The sequence below is a fragment of the Draconibacterium sp. IB214405 genome, from assembly GCF_033963885.1.
GTDB lineage: Bacteria > Bacteroidota > Bacteroidia > Bacteroidales > Prolixibacteraceae > Draconibacterium.
In genome coordinates, this window is sequence record NZ_JAXBMA010000001.1 from 145,246 (window position 1) to 162,171 (window position 16,926).

At 42.7% G+C, this 16,926-nt stretch carries 12 protein-coding genes; 10 read left to right on the top strand and 2 right to left on the bottom strand.

Going from position 1 to position 16,926, the window contains the following annotated elements:
* The first annotated feature begins 143 nt into the window (after nucleotides 1-143).
* The 5 genes from SLH46_RS00430 to SLH46_RS00450 all read left to right on the top strand — a co-directional run bounded on the left by SLH46_RS00430 (nucleotide 144) and on the right by SLH46_RS00450 (nucleotide 6,059).
* Complete coding sequence (locus tag SLH46_RS00430) at nucleotides 144-923, top strand: SDR family NAD(P)-dependent oxidoreductase (protein ID WP_320279157.1); 780 nt, start codon at nucleotides 144-146, stop codon at nucleotides 921-923.
* Between the two features lie 3 nt (nucleotides 924-926).
* A complete protein-coding gene (locus SLH46_RS00435; protein WP_320279158.1) occupies nucleotides 927-2,033 on the top strand; it encodes a metallophosphoesterase in 1,107 nt (368 codons plus the stop codon).
* A gap of 1 nt (nucleotide 2,034) precedes the next feature.
* Nucleotides 2,035-2,703 carry an NAD-dependent epimerase/dehydratase family protein gene (locus SLH46_RS00440; RefSeq protein WP_320279159.1) on the top strand — a complete coding sequence of 223 codons (669 nt, stop codon included), beginning with the start codon at nucleotides 2,035-2,037 and terminating at the stop codon, nucleotides 2,701-2,703.
* A gap of 134 nt (nucleotides 2,704-2,837) precedes the next feature.
* Entirely contained in the window at nucleotides 2,838-4,118 is a 1,281-nt protein-coding gene (locus SLH46_RS00445; RefSeq protein ID WP_320279160.1) for a transglutaminase-like domain-containing protein, read from the top strand.
* A 15-nt stretch (nucleotides 4,119-4,133) separates the two neighbouring features.
* The gene (locus SLH46_RS00450) at nucleotides 4,134-6,059 is read left to right on the top strand and encodes a peptide-N-glycosidase F-related protein (protein WP_320279161.1); all 1,926 of its coding nucleotides are present in this window, start codon (nucleotides 4,134-4,136) and stop codon (nucleotides 6,057-6,059) included.
* Between the two features lie 79 nt (nucleotides 6,060-6,138).
* On the opposite strand, the gene SLH46_RS00455 is transcribed toward SLH46_RS00450, so the two are convergent.
* Entirely contained in the window at nucleotides 6,139-7,638 is a 1,500-nt protein-coding gene (locus SLH46_RS00455) for a DoxX family membrane protein (protein WP_320279162.1), read from the bottom strand.
* 14 nt (nucleotides 7,639-7,652) lie between these two features.
* Nucleotides 7,653-10,385 (bottom strand): family 78 glycoside hydrolase catalytic domain, encoded by a 2,733-nt coding sequence (locus SLH46_RS00460; RefSeq protein WP_320279163.1) that lies wholly within the window; start codon nucleotides 10,383-10,385, stop codon nucleotides 7,653-7,655.
* A gap of 132 nt (nucleotides 10,386-10,517) precedes the next feature.
* On the opposite strand from SLH46_RS00460, the gene SLH46_RS00465 reads away from it, so the two are divergent.
* The 5 genes from SLH46_RS00465 to SLH46_RS00485 all read left to right on the top strand — a co-directional run bounded on the left by SLH46_RS00465 (nucleotide 10,518) and on the right by SLH46_RS00485 (nucleotide 16,881).
* A complete protein-coding gene (locus tag SLH46_RS00465) occupies nucleotides 10,518-11,813 on the top strand; it encodes a cysteate synthase (protein ID WP_320279164.1) in 1,296 nt (431 codons plus the stop codon).
* A gap of 231 nt (nucleotides 11,814-12,044) precedes the next feature.
* A complete protein-coding gene (locus SLH46_RS00470; RefSeq protein WP_320279165.1) occupies nucleotides 12,045-12,812 on the top strand; it encodes an NUDIX hydrolase in 768 nt (255 codons plus the stop codon).
* A gap of 366 nt (nucleotides 12,813-13,178) precedes the next feature.
* Nucleotides 13,179-14,735 (top strand): acyl-CoA carboxylase subunit beta, encoded by a 1,557-nt coding sequence (locus tag SLH46_RS00475; protein WP_320279166.1) that lies wholly within the window; start codon nucleotides 13,179-13,181, stop codon nucleotides 14,733-14,735.
* Between the two features lie 11 nt (nucleotides 14,736-14,746).
* The gene (locus SLH46_RS00480; protein ID WP_320279167.1) at nucleotides 14,747-14,932 is read left to right on the top strand and encodes a hypothetical protein; all 186 of its coding nucleotides are present in this window, start codon (nucleotides 14,747-14,749) and stop codon (nucleotides 14,930-14,932) included.
* A gap of 41 nt (nucleotides 14,933-14,973) precedes the next feature.
* Nucleotides 14,974-16,881: a pyruvate carboxylase subunit B gene (locus SLH46_RS00485; RefSeq protein ID WP_320279168.1), complete on the top strand. Its 1,908-nt coding sequence runs from the start codon at nucleotides 14,974-14,976 to the stop codon at nucleotides 16,879-16,881.
* Nucleotides 16,882-16,926: the final 45 nt, after the last annotated feature.

Here is a 16,926-nt window from a genome sequence, read left to right on the forward strand (position 1 = left end):
GCTTTTGTTCATTCATTATCAGCAAATTGATTTAACATTTATTAAGATATTTCTTAATATGACAAGGTTTTTTTAGACCTTTAGCGTTGTTAAACAGAAACAAACTTTAAACGTTCATTAAACAAAAACAGATTTAAAAAAGAATGAAGAATATTGCATTAATAACCGGAGCATCTACCGGAATTGGCCGGGAGCTGGCACACATTCATGCTGACAAAGGCGGCGACCTTGTAATTGTTGCACGAAGTAAAGACAAACTGGAATCGCTAAAAGCGGAATTGGAAAAGAAACACGGTATAAAGGTGTTTGTAATTGCGAAGGATCTGGGATTGCCTGAATCGCCAAAAGAAATATACGCTGAAGTTAAAAAGGCAGGTATCGAAATTGATATGCTGATTAACAACGCCGGTTTTGGAGGCGTTGGCGTATTTCATGAACTGGATTACGAACAACACATGGCAATGATCAACCTGAATGTAACATCGCTAACCGCCATGACTCGTTTATTTTTGCCCGATTTTGTTGAACGCAATTCCGGAAAAATACTAAACACCTCGTCAACTGCCAGTTTAATGCCAGGCCCCTTACAAGCCGTTTATTTTGCAACAAAAGCGTACGTAACTTCTTTCAGCAACGCACTTTCGGCAGAGCTTGCCGAAACCAATATTACCGTTACCAACCTGATGCCCGGAGCCACCGAAACCGAATTTGGCGCCTCATCGGGAATGGATAAAACATCAATGTTTAAAAAGACCGCAAGCGCGCGCAAAGTTGCCGAAGCCGGTTACAATGCCATGTTAAAAGGTAAAATTGATGTTGTTTCAGGATTAACAACTGCTCAAAAAATTATGATCTCGGGAATTCCATTTATGCCCAAAAAGCTGATGTTGAAAACCGTAAAAAGTATGCAGCAAACCAAATAGGCCATGAGACAATTAATACCTTGGTTATTTTTGATTGTATTTCTGGCATTTTTGGTGGGTGCTAATATTTATCTCGCCAGACGATTCTCGTTTTATTTCGATATTCGGAAAGCCCGCTACCTGTATATAACTTTTGGCGCACTGACTGTTTTTATGATTGCAGGCATTGCTACAACCACGAACGCGCAGGCAACTTTTGCCAACATGATTTATATTGCCGCCTCAATCGTGATGGGCTTTTTGCTCTACCTTTTGCTTTCGGTTGCGGTGGTCGATCTGGTAAGTCTTTTTGCCAAGTCAGTTCCCCGTTTGCTGGGAATATCGGCACTTTCGCTGGCAGTTTTTGTTACCGGTGCCGGAATAATAAATGCACAGTTTCGAAGAATTAGCGAAGTTGAAATTCCGATGAAAGGGCTGACCAGCGAAATTACGGCGGCCCACCTTTCTGATATTCACATCGGACATTTCTGGGGACCAAAAACGCTCCAGAAAATAGTGGACAAAACCAATGCTCAAAACCCGGATGTGGTATTTATTACCGGTGATCTTTTTGATGGCAAAATCCGCTTAAACAGCGAAAGTCTGGAGCCACTGAAACACATGAATGCCCCCATTTATTTTGTGGAAGGAAACCACGATGGCTATTCTGGTGCCAAAGAAGTGAAAGAAAACCTGCGCGAAATTGGTGTAACGGTTCTTGAAAATGAGGTGACTCATTTTAACCAGATCCAAATTATTGGTCTTGATCATATGCGGGCCGATAACAGTACTCAGGAAAATCATGAAAGAAGGAACCGACCAAGCATCCGTTCCGTTTTGGATGAGCTGAACCTTTTCCCCGGAAAACCCACGGTTTTATTGCATCACAGTCCTGATGGTATTGAATTTGCTAACCAGCATGGAGTTGATCTTTACCTGGCCGGACACACACACAACGGCCAGTTATTTCCTTTCAATTTTGTGGTGAGCATGGTTTACAAATACAACAAAGGATTGGGCGATTACAAAGGAACACGTATCTACACTTCGCAGGGATCAGGCACTTATGGGCCACCAATGCGGGTTGGCACAAAAAGCGAAATTGTGATTCTAAAACTGAAACCATTGTAATATGAAGGTTATAGTTACAGGCGCCACCGGAATGGTGGGAAAAGGTGTTTTACTGGAATGTCTCGATCACGAATCGGTTGAAAAGGTTTTAGTGATCGGAAGAAATCCGGTTGATATTACCCACCCGAAACTGGAAGAACTCATTCACAACGATTTTTCCGATTTCTCAACAGTTAAAGGGCAACTCGCAGGTTACGACGCTTGTTTTTTGTGCATGGGAATCAGTTCGGTTGGAATGAAGGAAGACGATTTTAAAAAGATAACCTATGATTTTACGCTTTCGCTTGCCCGCGAGCTATTTCCTTTAAATCCCGAAATGACAATCACTTACGTTTCGGGCGAAGGAACAGATTCGTCAGAGAAAGGTAAAGTGATGTGGGCGCGTGTAAAAGGAAAAACCGAAAACGACCTGATCAAGCTTGGTTTTAAACAGGCTTTTATGTTTCGGCCGGGGTTGATCATTCCATTGCGCGGCATAAAATCAAGAACCAAAGCTTACCAGTTTATCTACGATTATTTTATGTGGCTGGTACGTCTGGTTAAAGCGCTGGCGCCAAACGCTGTGGTAAACACCACGCAGGTTGGAAAAGCGATGATCAAAGCGGTTTTGTTTGGCTACAATTCAGTAATTATTAAACCAAAGGACATTATTCAACTGGCTGAGAAATAAAATCCAGAAAAATCCCTGATTTTAGGTTGTTCTTTTTTAGCTGAAAAGTATGAGTAGACAGTCTCATTCGTAATCGATAAATAAATTTTTTTATTAGATTTGCCACATTATTAAATTTTTTTAATAACTGTAAAATGAACAAATCTTACCTTTTCGTATTTTTACTGCTTTTTGCCTGGGCATGTAAAACAAATTACCCGGACATTCCACACCAGTATCATACCCTTCTAAACTCTGCGCTGGTTAAAGCCGGAGACAATGCTCCGGAACTTGAAAGAGCATTGGCTGAGTCGACAAAAGAACAAAAAGAAGGCATGGCATTTCTGATCAGTTATATGCCTAAACGTGACCTCACCACACTATCAGCCGACTTTCTGCTTGAGAATGTTGATTATGCCTACCAGGCGCGTGCGAAATACAGCTGGTGCGCCGCCCTGCCGGATTCAATCTTCTTAAATGAAGTGCTTCCATATGCAAACGTTTCAGAAAACCGCGACGAATGGCGGAAAGATTTTTACGAACGTTTTGCCTCGTACGCCGAAAACTCGGACAACATGGTTGAAGCCATTATGTCGATTGCCCACAATATTAAAGACGAGGTGGATGTAGAATACAACACCAAACGTTCGCGGGTTGACATCAGTCCGTTACAGGCGATGAAAGAACACATGGCCACATGCACAGGTTTGTCGATTTTATTGACCGATGCATACCGCGCCGTTGGAATTCCTTCGCGCCTTGCCGGTACTGCAATGTGGACCAACTACAAAGGCAATCACACCTGGAGCGAAGTTTGGATTGATGGCGAGTGGCAGTTTATTGAATATTATCCCGATACTTTAAATCAATCGTGGTTTGTGGCCGACGCCGGAAAAGCCGATCCCGATAACATGCTGCACTGGATTTACGCTGCTTCGTACAAACCAACCGGAATGCCGTACTATGCTGCAGTTGACGCGCCATACATCATGCAGGCGGTTGACCCCAATAAACTTCCCGAGCAAATGCGTTCACGAGTTGAACGGATGAAAGATGAGGAAAAACTTGAACCATACATCTGGGGACATAATGTAACCGAGCGCTACATCGATATTTATCAGGAATCAATTAAAAACAGTAAACTGAACGAAGATGAATTGATGGCCAACATCGTTGTTTTTGCCAATGAAGACACTTCCGTAAGTGAGTCTCGTTTAAGTTGCCGGGTTGATGTTTTTGAAGGCGATAAAACGATCAACTTTGGTTATTCACCACGTAAAACCGACGACATGAACCAGTTTCTTCAGTTAAAGCTGAAGAAGGAATCAAACTACCGCTTTGTGGTCTCGAATCCTGAAAAACAGATTAATCAAGAGTTTGAGCTTTCTACTGAAAGCACTCTTACACAAGATATTCAACTTATTTTAACTAACTAGTTCAGCGAACAATCCATGAAGAAATTACTTGTATTTTTTGCACTGCTAATTGCTGCTCAGCATCTGCTGGCTCAATCAACAAACGTGGTTACACACGACAAATTACTGATCAACACTGATCCGTCGCAGGGTGTTAAAAGCTTTGTAAAGTGGGGCGTTTTCCCTTCAAGTGATAAGGTGATCAGACGAATTGTATTAAACCTTACACTTGCCTATCCGCAAGACCGGGCCATTGCCCACTGGGATTATATGGATCGCGTGAAAATTCTGCGAAAAGGTGGAGTAAACGGCGAAATGATCAACTACGAAATTGGTCGTATGCTTACGCCTTACGGAAGTAATTTTAAAGAAGGCTGGAGCTACACATGGAGCATCGATGTTACCGATTTTCAGACATTCTTGCGCGACAGTGTGGAAATTGAATACATTCACTCGGGGTACGAATCGCCTGATTTGGGTTGGGATTTAACCCTTGATTTCGACATTACTTTTGGCCCGCAAGTGGCCGATTTTATTTCTGTTGAAAAAATGTGGGACGGCAATTATCGTTACGGCGATCCGGAAGATCCTATCGAAGAACAGCTTGCTCCAAAAACGGTTACCACGGCAGAAAATGCTGATTTTGCACGTTTCAGAATTCAGCATACCGGACACGGAATGGACGAACCAAGCGGGTGCAGCGAATTTTGCAGCCGTTGGCGCGAGTTAAAGTTTGACGGCGAAGTTGTTGATCACCGCGACATGTGGAAAGACTGTGGTAACAATCCGCTTTATCCGCAGGGCGGAACGTGGATTTTCGACCGTGCCTACTGGTGCCCCGGCGATTTGCAGGTACCCGATGTGGTTGATATTCCGCTAACAAAAGATAGTCATGAACTCGACCTCGACATGGAGCCGTTTACAGCTGTCAACAAAGATCAGCCGCGCGAGCAAATCACTTCGTATTTGTTTCAGTATAAAGCGCCAAATGCTAAATACGATGTGGCCATTGAAGAAGTTATTGCACCTAATCTAAAAGATAATTACAACCGGTTTAATCCTCGCGGTTTTAATCCGCTAATCAAAATCAGAAACTTGGGAAGCAGCGATTTAAAAAAGCTGAAAATCGTTTATTCAACGAAAGGTTTTGAAGAGAAAACATTTCAATGGAAAGGCAACCTTGGTTTTTATGAAGCCGCTATTATTTCGCTTCCGGGAGAAATTGAAATGAAGGACGGAATAAATACTTTTTCTGTGATTTTGGAAGAACCCAATGGAAAAGAAGACGAATGGGACGGCGACAACAATATGGATGTTGAATTTGAAAGTATTCCGACAATCCCGTCGAAATTTGTGGTGGAATTTATGACCAACTACAAACCCAAAGACAACTGGGTGCATGTTGTTAGCAGCAGCTACGACACTGTTTATTCAAAAACACCTGAAATGCTTGACTCGGCAACAACCTACATTGACACTCTTGAGTTGGAAGAAGGTGCCTATTTTCTAAATTTGGTTGATACCGCCGGTGAAGGATTGGAGTTTTGGTTTATGGCCAATGCGGGCTACGGACGTTTACGTTTAAAAGACACCGAAGGCAACCTTATTCATCTGTTTGAAAGCGACTGCGGAAACGGACAGTTTTTTGCTTTCAGAACCGACGACGATTTTAAGGTGGATACTACAATTTCGCATCTGTCGGTAAATATCTATCCACGTATGGTGAAAGATTACGCTACGATTTATACCACGACTAATAAACCATCGACGCTAAAAGTGCGCATTACAAAAGATGGCGAGTACATCGAAACACATGAGTTCACCAACATTAAAGATGCACAAACCGGTGTGGATCTGCGCCATTTGGAAGAAGGACGTTATGTAATGGAGATTTATGTGGATGGCGAACACCAAATGAACCGACGTTTTAATAAAGTTCCGCAAAGCGGATTCAGAAATTAAATCTGAATTTGAATTATAAAAAAAGAGTGATTGTTAATGAAAACAATCACTCTTTTTATTTTATATCGCTTATTAAGGTTTATCCATACCATTTTCGTGTGCGCCCTTGCAGGTTGTTCAGCGTATCGATGGTGATGTTTACATCGTTCACCACCTGAAAATCGAACATACCCACACAAATAAAATCGGCACCATTTTTAAAGGCCCAGTTAAAACCATCTTCGGGCTGAATGGCACCGGCAGCCAGCACTTTAAATCCCATTACCGGAACGGTGGCACGATTAACAAATTCAACCGTTTTATCAGGATACAAACAAAACAAGTTGTCGTGAAAGCGGTTATGATCGGCATATTTTTTACCATCCACCTCAAACGGGAAACGATTTTCGCGCGGGTGTGCCGACCAGTAATTATCGTGATGCATGGTTTTCATGTAATAATCCGGAATAATCCCCTGCTCCTCACACGCAATCAACGAATCAACCGTATGCGAAGCCAGCCCCGCAGTGTAGCCCTGCTCACGGATATGATTCAGCATTAAATCGATTTTATCCAGTTTGTTGTCGCGTACCAGCCAGTCGCACCAGTTTCCCTGAATCTGAATAATGTCCACACCAAAATCGATGGCTTTATTAATATTTACCACCCAGTCGTTGTTCTCAGCATCGGGGTGCACCTGCGTGATCACCTTAATTTTACTTCCGGTCAACTTTTTATACTTCTGCATGGTGGCATTTGTCGGAAACCCGATATTGATCGTATTAATTCCGGCTTCCTCGGCCAGCATCAGCGTTTCAAAAATCTTCTTTTCAGTGTTGTAAGCTCGAAACAACGACGGCACATAATGCAGATCGCGCGAGTGCGCCCAGCCGCCAATGAGGTTTCCTCCGGCCACCAAACGACTGATTTCGTGCGGCCCGATCTTTCCTTTAGGAAGTTCACCTTTCAAATCTTTTATATCAGCTCCGCCAACTTTTATCGTTGCTCCCGAAAGTGTATCGATACCAAATTTTTGTGTTTCGTTAAAAGCTCCCAATCCCAGCACTCCCAATGCAGGAATCGTTGCCAGGTTTTTCAAAGCCTCTCTTCGAGATTCCACAGAAGTCGAAGTCTCTGCCGCTTCTTTCCTCTTCGAGAAAATAGGAAGCGCATACAATCCCCAGCCTTTTTCTTTTAGAACCAACAAAACGAGCAAGGCCAGCGCTTCAATCACATTTTTGTTTACGATATACAGACTACCTTCGGTATTGGCCAGCAAGGAACCACCAAATGGCGGATGTGCAAAATAGTACAGCAATAGCAAAACCACTCCTGAAGCTGCAGAAACACGAATGGCCAGACCAAGCGTTAGCCCCAGTCCGACAAGAATTAAAGCAGCCATATTTAGCGGATCGACCACATTCATAATACTTTCAGAACCGCTCATCCACTGATACAATCCGGATAACGGTCCCGTTGAACTTGATAAATATCCGGCAGCACTCCAGTTACGGTCAAGCAGTTTTGCAACTCCTTCGTATAAAAAGTGCCAGCCAATGGCGGTTCTAAAAATGGTGATAATGAGTTTTTTCCAATTCATAGAGCGATTTAGTTTTACTGATTGCTAAAGTTATAAGTTCCCGAACCAACTTCCAGTACCATTTCATTCTGGGCTTGCGAAACAACCTTTACCTCGTCGTTGACACTTAACGCTTTTCCGTCGGCATTAAAATTCTCTCCGGGCAAAACCACTGTTGCCGTGCATCCAACAGGAACAGTAATATCTACATTCAATTTCCCCTCATTTTGCTCCCATTTTATTCCTGCTTTTCCATACGGTGTTTTGTTGTAATAGTTGGCAAATTCCATTTCTTCAACCGGTTGCGGATGAAAAATTATGTGACGGTATCCCGGTACTTTCTCATCAGCCTGCATACCTGCCAACTGACGATACAACCACACTAAACCACCACCAAACATCGGGTGATTGTGCGAACCTCCGGTATCCCAATGTTCCCAGCTGGTTGTTGCACCAAGTGTCAACCAGCGGCCGTAACCGGGCTCCTCCTTTTTGTTCATGGCTTCGTATGCCTGATCGTGCATTCCATTTTCCGTTAGCACTTCAAAGAAAAACTGAGTACCAAAGATTCCGGTATCCAAATGCCCTTTGTTGTTCTTAATATTTTCCTTCAACGCTTTTATCACACGTTGATATTCAACTTCAGGAACACCCATTTTCAAAGCAAAAATATTGGCTCCCGAGTTTCCGTAAGTTCCTTTTTCCACATCGAAAAAGCGCTTGTGGAATGCTTCTTTTGTAGCCTCGGCCAGCTCGGCATACTTTTTCGCTTCCTTGCCTTTTCCCAATACCTCCGCAGTTTTTGCTGTAATATCGGCACAGCGCCAGAAATAGAAAGTATGCACCATTTCATCAGGTGGAAGATCGCCAGGTGTAACCCAATCACCAAGGTTAAACCATCGCAAAACATCGCCGTTTAGGCCAACACGTTGCGAGTACATTATCCCCTCATCATCCACCCAGGTTTGCATGTAACGCATATATTCTTTCATCGGCTCGTAAGCCTCTTCCAGCATATCCACAGCACCGTTATGCACATAAAACTCCCATGGCATAATATTTACCGCCGCTCCCCAGGCAACACCGCCGCCACAACCGGGTTGCCAAGGTGCACCATTCGGCACATAGCCGGTTTCAACATTTTGTGCACCGATAATATCCTGAATCCACTTGTAGTAAAAGTTTTGTGCATCAAAATTGTGCATTACAGTAACACACGCCACCTGACCATCTCCGGTGTATGGCGAACGTTCGCGGTGCGGGCAATCGCTGGCAATTCCGCCATGCATGTTATCGGTTTGGCTACGTTTCCAAATCTTGTTCACCTCGTTAAAAAGTGGATTTGAAGTTTCGAAATTGGCCGATTCTTCGATGTAAGTATTTATCGCCTCGGCACAAATATTTTCGGGTTCCAGCACGCCCGGCCAGTTCACGATTTCCACTTCGCGGAAAACAAACCAGTTAAAACGAGCCGCATAATTTTCCTTTCCGTCTCCTTTAAAAATGTACGAATTATCGCCCGAGAAGGTATTCGACATATAATTGATTTCCACTTTGTGTCCTTCGAGGCCTTCCACGTTTTTCAGCCGCACCCAACCCGAAATTTCAACTCCAAAATCAACTTTATAATTGCCATTGTACATTTTCTCTATCCGCACCGGCTCAAGCGTTTCGTAAACCTTGTCGGGATGAGCAGTGTGCGCCATCAACTTTCCTTCAGGTGCTTTTCTTAAAACGGCATTTTCCCATGCTGAGTCGTCAAAACCCGCGGTACACCAGCCGTCTTGTTCCAAACGCGCATCGTAATGTTCACCATAATATACCATATCCATCACAATCGGACTTTTTGAAACCTTCCAGCTCTCATCGCTCACTATTACATCCTCGGTACCGTCAGTGTAGCTTACATGAACCTGCATTAACAAACGAGGCGAACCATATCCCAATGCCCAATGTTTGGCGGGATTATAAAATCCATTCCCCAAAATGGCACCGAAAGTATTCGCTCCCTCAACCATCTTCTCGGTGATATCATAAGCCAGGTACATCACTTTGTATTCCCTGAAATTATCATCAAGCGGAATGTATTGTTGAGTGAGCGCCGGACGCTTCCCGTAGTTGGTTTGATTGGGAACCAACACATCATCGCCAACTTTCGTTCCGTTCAGATACATTTCGAAATAACCCAATCCGGTTACATAAGCCACAGCTTTTTCAACCTTTTTTGTGGTGTTAAACTCTTTCCGAAAAAGAGGTGCCGGAGGTGGCAACTGTTCCGGCAAAGCTGCTGCCGGGGAATTAGGTTTTGGTAAACATTCCTCGCCCTGCCAGGGAGCGCCAATCCATTTTGCCTGCCAGTCGTTTTCATTCAATAACCCCATGTGCCAGAATGCAGGCTCGCTCCACTCCGAAACCCCACCGTTTTTATCCCAAACACGAACCTGCCACCAGCAATCCTGACGCGATACAAGTTCGTTGCCATCGTACTCTACACGGGTTGAAGCGTTACTTTCAACCTTTTTACTGTCCCATAAATCGGGAGTTAAAAGCTTATCTTTTGTGGTAGCTACCCGGATTTGGAAAGCCGTTTGAATCTGCCCTCTTTCTCCTTCTTCTGCCACATTTATCCAGGCCAACCGAGGCTGCAGCACATCAACAACCGAAGGATTTTTGAGGTATTCGCAAGTAAGTTGTGTCGGTTTGATTTTAGCATTCGATAAAAGACTGCCAATTGCTAAAAAGCAAAGAAACAGGAATAGTTTTTTCACAGTTTTAGGTTTTGTTGAATTGCTTAAAGTTACCAATAAGTTTATTATTCAGACTTTAAGAATTAACATTTTTCGCTTGTTTTATGTCTGCATTTTCTACATTTGTCATTCTTAAAATAAAACAGACGTAGAATGAGCAAAGATTTTTCGCCTACAAAATACATCCTGAAATCGTTTAAAACCGGTAAGGAGTTTAAAGATGAAGGTTGGATGCTGGATGCTCCGGGCGAGGCCGAACCAACGTTAATTCGTGCTATTTACGATAAAAAACAAATTGATGTTAAAGACGAGTCATGGGGCTTGTACAAGTTTGCCGACTGGTTACCAATTGGCAGAATGCTGGAAGGATCGTCGGCACCTGTGACTTACAAAAGCGAGGGCCTGGCTAAAGAATTGGGACTCGAAAATCTTTGGATCACATTCAGCGGTTACTGGCCTGAAAAAGGCACCAACATGAAAACCGCCTCGTTTAAAGAAACTGAAGCTTACTCGGTTTGCGGCCGAATGACAGAAGATATGCACCAGGTTTTGGTGGTGGCTTCTGCCGGAAATACTTCGCGTGCTTTTGCAAGAGTTTGCTCTGAAAATAATATCCCTTTGCTGATTTGTGTTCCGGAGGATAACATCGGAGCACTTTGGTTCGACGCTCCGATTAACGATTGCGTAAAACTGATTTGCAGCAAATCGGGTAGCGACTATTTCGATGCCATTCACCTTTCGAATATCGTTGCAGGAATGGAAGGTTTTGTTGCTGAAGGAGGTGCGAAAAACGTTGCCCGCCGCGACGGAATGGCAACTACAATGCTTTCGGCAACTACAACAATTGGCGAAATTCCTGATTACTATTTTCAGGCCATTGGTAGCGGAACCGGGGCAATTGCAGCCTGGGAAGCCAACCTGCGTTTAATCGAAGACGGACGATTCGGCAACAAAAAAATGAAACTGATGGTTTCACAGAATATGCCGTTTACACCCATTCACGATGCGTGGAAAGCTGATTCGCGTGCGATGTTGCCTTTAGATGATAATCTTGCCCGCGAGCAGGTTGAAGAAATTGTGGCTAAAGTTCTGTCGAACCGTAAACCTCCGTATCCAATTGCAGGCGGTTTGTTTGATGCCATGAAAGATGCAGGCGGCGAAGTGTTACTTGCCACTAATGATCATGCTGCAGAAGCAGGCGAGTTATTCCTGAAAACCGAAGGAAACGATATTCACCCGGCTTCAGCTATTGCAACTGCAACACTTATCGATGCAGTTAAAAATGGCACGGTTAAAAAAGACGACCTGATCATGCTGAATATTACAGGGGGTGGCGAGGAAAAATTCAAAGCCGAAAATGAACTCTTCTATTTAAAACCTGAAATCGTTTTCGATATTAATCCGAACGAAGAAGAGGTAAAAGAAAAAGTGGCAAAGCTTTTTTCGTAATAATCCAAAAAACATAAATACCATATAAAAACGAACCCGTATATGATCAGTATACGGGTTTTTCTATTCTTGTATGGAAATGGGATATATTAAAATATATCTCAATAGAATACTTTAAATCACACGTCAATCTTTCGAATTTTAAATAAAGATTGCTTTCATTTGTGTATTACAAAGTAAAAAACAATCTTCATTGTATCGATGTGATACAATAAAGATTTAACATTAAATATGACTACTAACCAGAAGTTTAATTTTAGGAATTACGTAAAAAACACAAGTTTAACGGTTGGCGTTAATCCTGTAATCTTCTCCGTATCAGAAGATAAACTTAAGGTTCTTCTCGCCACCTTCGATCCCCGTCTGAAAAAATCGCTTCCTGGCGGAGCCATACTCAAAAATGAAAATGCAGATGATGCAGCCAACAGAGTACTACAAGAAACTACCGGACTTGAAAGTATCTTTCTTAAACAGTTTCATGTATTTAGTGAACCCGATCGGTTTTCATATGCTACTGTATATAACGAACTCCACGAAGAATCTTACAAACCACCTGAAGATATCGACATTCCTGACAGAGTTTTTACGATCGGCTATTTTGCGTTAGTCAACTTCGACACCGTTCATCCAACAGGCGGAATTATTAACGTCATGAGTGAATGGGTAGATATTGATACTATTCCCGAATTAATGTACGACCATAACCTAATTATTGATGAAGCTTTGAGCTCTCTTCGAAAAGAGCTTTTTTTTGAACCAATAGGCTACAATCTTCTACCCGAAAAATTTACGATGCCCGAACTGCAACGTATCTACGAAATTATTCTCGACAAACCATTAACCAGAAGCAACTTTCAGCGGAAAATGCTGAACTGGGGAATTTACGAAAGATTGGGAGAACGAAAAGAAGGTGTTTCACATAAAAGACCATTCCTTTATCGATTCGACAAAGAAAGGTACGACAAGGCAATAAAAACCGGCATAAACTTTTGTTTATAAGCTGATTACACCTGTAGCCAAAAGCAACAATACGAATTAAAGACCTTATACTCCTTCTTTAATCCATTATAACACACTAATAATCAACACCATACCACCTTCGCAAGGGTATCGTCGAAATCATATTAAAGATTTAATTCTTTATTAATACATTTAATGAATATTTAATAAATCACCTTAAGCCCTCTTTTCATGAGACTTACATTCCTTTTACCTATTAGTATATTTGGGTTAAATGTTTGAATAAAGAATTTTTTCGCTATTTAAAGCCTCTTCTAACGAAAGTCATATAAATATCATCCGAAAGGATTTAATTTTGCCGATGTAAACAATATTTGAGAAGCAATTTATACATAAAACAGTGTCATGAAAGTGTCGGAAAAGATTGAGTTGTTAAAGAAAAAACGCGAAGAAGTCCAAAAAATGGGCGGAGAAAGTCGCGTTGCTAAACAACACGAAAAAGGGAAACTTAGCGCTCGTGAGCGATTGGATCTACTTTTTGATGAAAACAGCTTCAGAGAAGTAGATATGTTTGTTGAACACCGTTCAGTAAACTTCGGACTTGATAAGGTTGAAGTACCATCAGACGGTGTTGTTGTTGGACATGGTCTGGTAAACGGACGACCGGTATTTGCCTATTCGCAAGACTTTACTTCGCGAGGAGGATCGTTGGGCGAAATGCATGCGGCAAAAATCTGTAAAATCATGGATCTGGCTGTAAAAGCAGGAGCTCCGGTTGTTGGATTAAACGACTCAGGCGGTGCCCGCGTTGAAGAAGGTGTTGATGCATTAAAAGGCTATGGCGAGATTTTTATGCGTAACTCTCGTGCGTCGGGTGTTGTGCCGCAGATCTCTGCAATTATGGGACCTTGTGCCGGTGGTGCTGTTTATTCACCTGCAATGACCGACTTCGTTTTTATGGTAAAAAAACAAAGTCACATGTTTATTACCAGTCCGTATGTAATTAAAACCGTTACCGGAGAAGAAACCACGTTCGAAGAGCTTGGCGGAGCAATGGTTCACAACTCAAAAAGTGGTAATGCACATTTTGCATGCGAAAGCGATGAAGACACCATTGAAGCCATCAAAGAATTATTGGAATTCTTACCAAACAATAACCTGGAAGAAGCTCCTAAAATTCCGATGGGCGACGATCCGGCACGTTTATGCGAAGAACTGGACACGATTATTCCTGACGATTCGAAAGTACCATACAACATGGTCGACATTATTGAATCGGTTCTTGATAACGGCGAGTTTATGCAGGTGCACGAACATTATGCCGAGAATGCCATTGTTGGTTTCGGTCACCTGAATAACCGTTCGGTAGGTATTATTGCCAACCAGCCGATGATCCAGGCCGGATGTCTCGACATTGATGCTTCGGATAAAATCAGCCGCTTTGTTCGTACCTGCGATGCTTTCAATATTCCAATGATCACTTTTGTTGATGTTCCGGGTTATTTGCCTGGTGTTCAGCAAGAATGGGACGGAATTATTCGCCACGGTGCAAAATTACTTTGGGCGTATGCCGAAGCCACTGTTCCGAAATTTACAGTTGTAACACGTAAAGATTATGGCGGTGCTTACCTTGCCATGTGTTCGAAACCACTGGGCGCTGACATGGTATTTGCATGGCCATCGGCCGAAATTGCAGTTATGGGTGCCAAAGGCGCGGTTGAGGTAATTTCTACCTACCGCAAACAGATTTCTGAAGCCGAAGACAGAAAGGCAATGACTGAAGCTAAGATTCAGGAATATGAAGAGGCCTTTAACGTGCCTTACCTGGCCGCAAAACGCGGATATATCGACGATGTAATTTTACCAAGCGAAACAAGGCTTCGTTTAATTGATGCCATGGAAATTATGTCGACAAAAACAGAAGTTCTACCACCGAAAAAACACGGAAACATACCATTATAAAACAATTGATTATGACAGCCAGAGAAAAAAAGAGAAGAGCTGCTATGATTGCAGTTGCCTATTACCTTGAGCAGGAAGCAGCTAAAAACAACCAGGAAGAAAAAGAGTACACAACATGGGCATCAGCCGGAAAAGAGCTAATCATGGACAACCGTGAAATGGTTCAACGACGCGGCCGACTCAGAAAACGTGCTTAAGTTTTTGATTACTACTTATAACAGAAAAAAGAAACATAGAGATGAATTACGATAAACATGGTGTGTTGGAAATGTCGCAGCTCGAGTTTGGGCCGGACAGAACAAAAGCATCCAATCCGATAAAAATTAACGACGTAAGTTTGCGCGACGGTCACCAGTCGCTTTTTGCAACTCGCGGTCGTACCGAAGATATGTTGCCGGTGGCAGAAATGATTGACAATGCCGGTTACAATGCCGTTGAAACCTGGGGTGGTGCAACTTTCGATACTATGCACCGTTTCCTTGCCGAGGACCCATGGGAGCGTTTACGAACACTAAAAAAACACATGCCAAAAACGCCATTTTCAATGCTGCTTCGCGGCCAGAATGTGGTAGGTTACAGAAACTATGCTGATGATGTGGTAAAAGCATTCGTTCAGCGTGCCATCGACAACGGTATGGATATTTTCCGTTGTTTCGATGCATTGAACGACTACCGCAACTTCGAAACTGCTGCACAGGTTATTAAAGACAATGGCAAGCACTTTCAGGGTGTGGTATGTTACACATTGAACCAGCCTCGTTTGGGTGGCGATGTATACAACATGGATTACTACCTGAACAAGGTAAAAGAATTGGAGCAATTTGGTGTTGATTCGATTTGTATTAAAGACATGGCCGGATTAATTGCGCCTTACGATATTTACAACCTGGTTCGCGAAATCAAAAAAATTACCGATACGCCAATCAATCTTCACACCCACTTTACTTCGGGCATGGGCGATTTGTCCATATTCAAAGCAATTGAAGCAGGTGTTGACATTGTAGATACCTGTATCGGACCTTACGCATACCGTACTTCTCACGCTGCAGTTGAGCCAATTATCATGTCGTTGTTAGGCACTAACCGCGACTCAGGAATGGATATCAACCAGATTACAGCTATTGCTGAAGAGATGGAAAAATACATTCCGAAGTACAAGCACCTGGATAATAATCCGAAATATGCTACTACCGATATAAATGTATTACTTCACCAAACTCCGGGCGGAATGTTGTCGAACCTGGTAAACCAGTTAAAAGCGATGGATGCTTTGGATAAACTTCCTGAAGTTTTCCGCTTGTTGCCTAAAGTTCGTAAAGACCTTGGAAATATTCCGTTGGTAACACCAACTTCGCAAATCGTTGGTGTACAAACCGTGAACAATGTATTGTTCGATTCATACGAAGGCGAATACGCCCAAATTACCAAAGAGGTAAAAGATCTATGCTTCGGTTTATATGGTAAAACCACCGAGCCAATCAATCCTGAAGTTCAGAAAAAAGCCTTAAAAGATTATCCGCGAGGTGAGGAGCCAATCACAGAACGTCCGGGCTCGATCCTTCAACCGGAGATGGAAGAAGTAAAATCGCAATTCTCAGATCTGGCAAAAGATATTGACGACGAAGTATTGTGTGCACTTTATCCTGTTACCGGAAAACGTTTCCTGAAATGGAAATACGGTCAGGAAGAAGTACCTGCTGAGTTCAAGGCTAAAACGATGGAACAGGTGGAGAAAGAACAGGAGTTGGTTCGCAAAGCTCTTGCAGGAGAACTTACTTCGAAAGGCAAAAATGGTGCAACACGCGAATTGGAAGTAAAAGTTGATGGCGAGGTATTTACCGTTGAAATCAATGATCCGAATGCTGCCGCTGCCGCACCTCGATTGCGCCGTGTAAAAAACAATGGTTCTAAAGAAGTGGAAGCGGAAGGAAGTCTATCTGCTCCAATTCCGGGAATGATTGTAGAATACAAAAAGAAACCCGGCGACAAAGTAACCGTGGGAGAAACCGTTGTTGTACTTGAGGCGATGAAAATGATGAATAATCTCGACTCAACAGTTAACGGTGTTGTAAAAGAAGTGAAGTTCGATCAGGGTGATTCGGTTGCCAAAGGAGATGTACTGATGGTAATCGAAGCGGTTGAATAAAATATATAATCAAGTAAAGTTAGAAAGCTGTCCGAAAATAACGGA

Bases quoted from the DNA above. Each gene is read 5' to 3' on its own strand.
- SLH46_RS00430 (WP_320279157.1), top strand. From the start codon at position 144: ATGAAGAATATTGCATTAATAACCGGAGCATCTACCGGAATTGGCCGG.
- SLH46_RS00435 (WP_320279158.1), top strand. From the start codon at position 927: ATGAGACAATTAATACCTTGGTTATTTTTGATTGTATTTCTGGCATTT.
- SLH46_RS00440 (WP_320279159.1), top strand. From the start codon at position 2,035: ATGAAGGTTATAGTTACAGGCGCCACCGGAATGGTGGGAAAAGGTGTT.
- SLH46_RS00445 (WP_320279160.1), top strand. From the start codon at position 2,838: ATGAACAAATCTTACCTTTTCGTATTTTTACTGCTTTTTGCCTGGGCA.
- SLH46_RS00450 (WP_320279161.1), top strand. From the start codon at position 4,134: ATGAAGAAATTACTTGTATTTTTTGCACTGCTAATTGCTGCTCAGCAT.
- SLH46_RS00455 (WP_320279162.1), bottom strand. From the start codon at position 7,638: ATGAATTGGAAAAAACTCATTATCACCATTTTTAGAACCGCCATTGGC.
- SLH46_RS00465 (WP_320279164.1), top strand. From the start codon at position 10,518: ATGAGCAAAGATTTTTCGCCTACAAAATACATCCTGAAATCGTTTAAA.
- SLH46_RS00470 (WP_320279165.1), top strand. From the start codon at position 12,045: ATGACTACTAACCAGAAGTTTAATTTTAGGAATTACGTAAAAAACACA.
- SLH46_RS00475 (WP_320279166.1), top strand. From the start codon at position 13,179: ATGAAAGTGTCGGAAAAGATTGAGTTGTTAAAGAAAAAACGCGAAGAA.
- SLH46_RS00480 (WP_320279167.1), top strand. From the start codon at position 14,747: ATGACAGCCAGAGAAAAAAAGAGAAGAGCTGCTATGATTGCAGTTGCC.
- SLH46_RS00485 (WP_320279168.1), top strand. From the start codon at position 14,974: ATGAATTACGATAAACATGGTGTGTTGGAAATGTCGCAGCTCGAGTTT.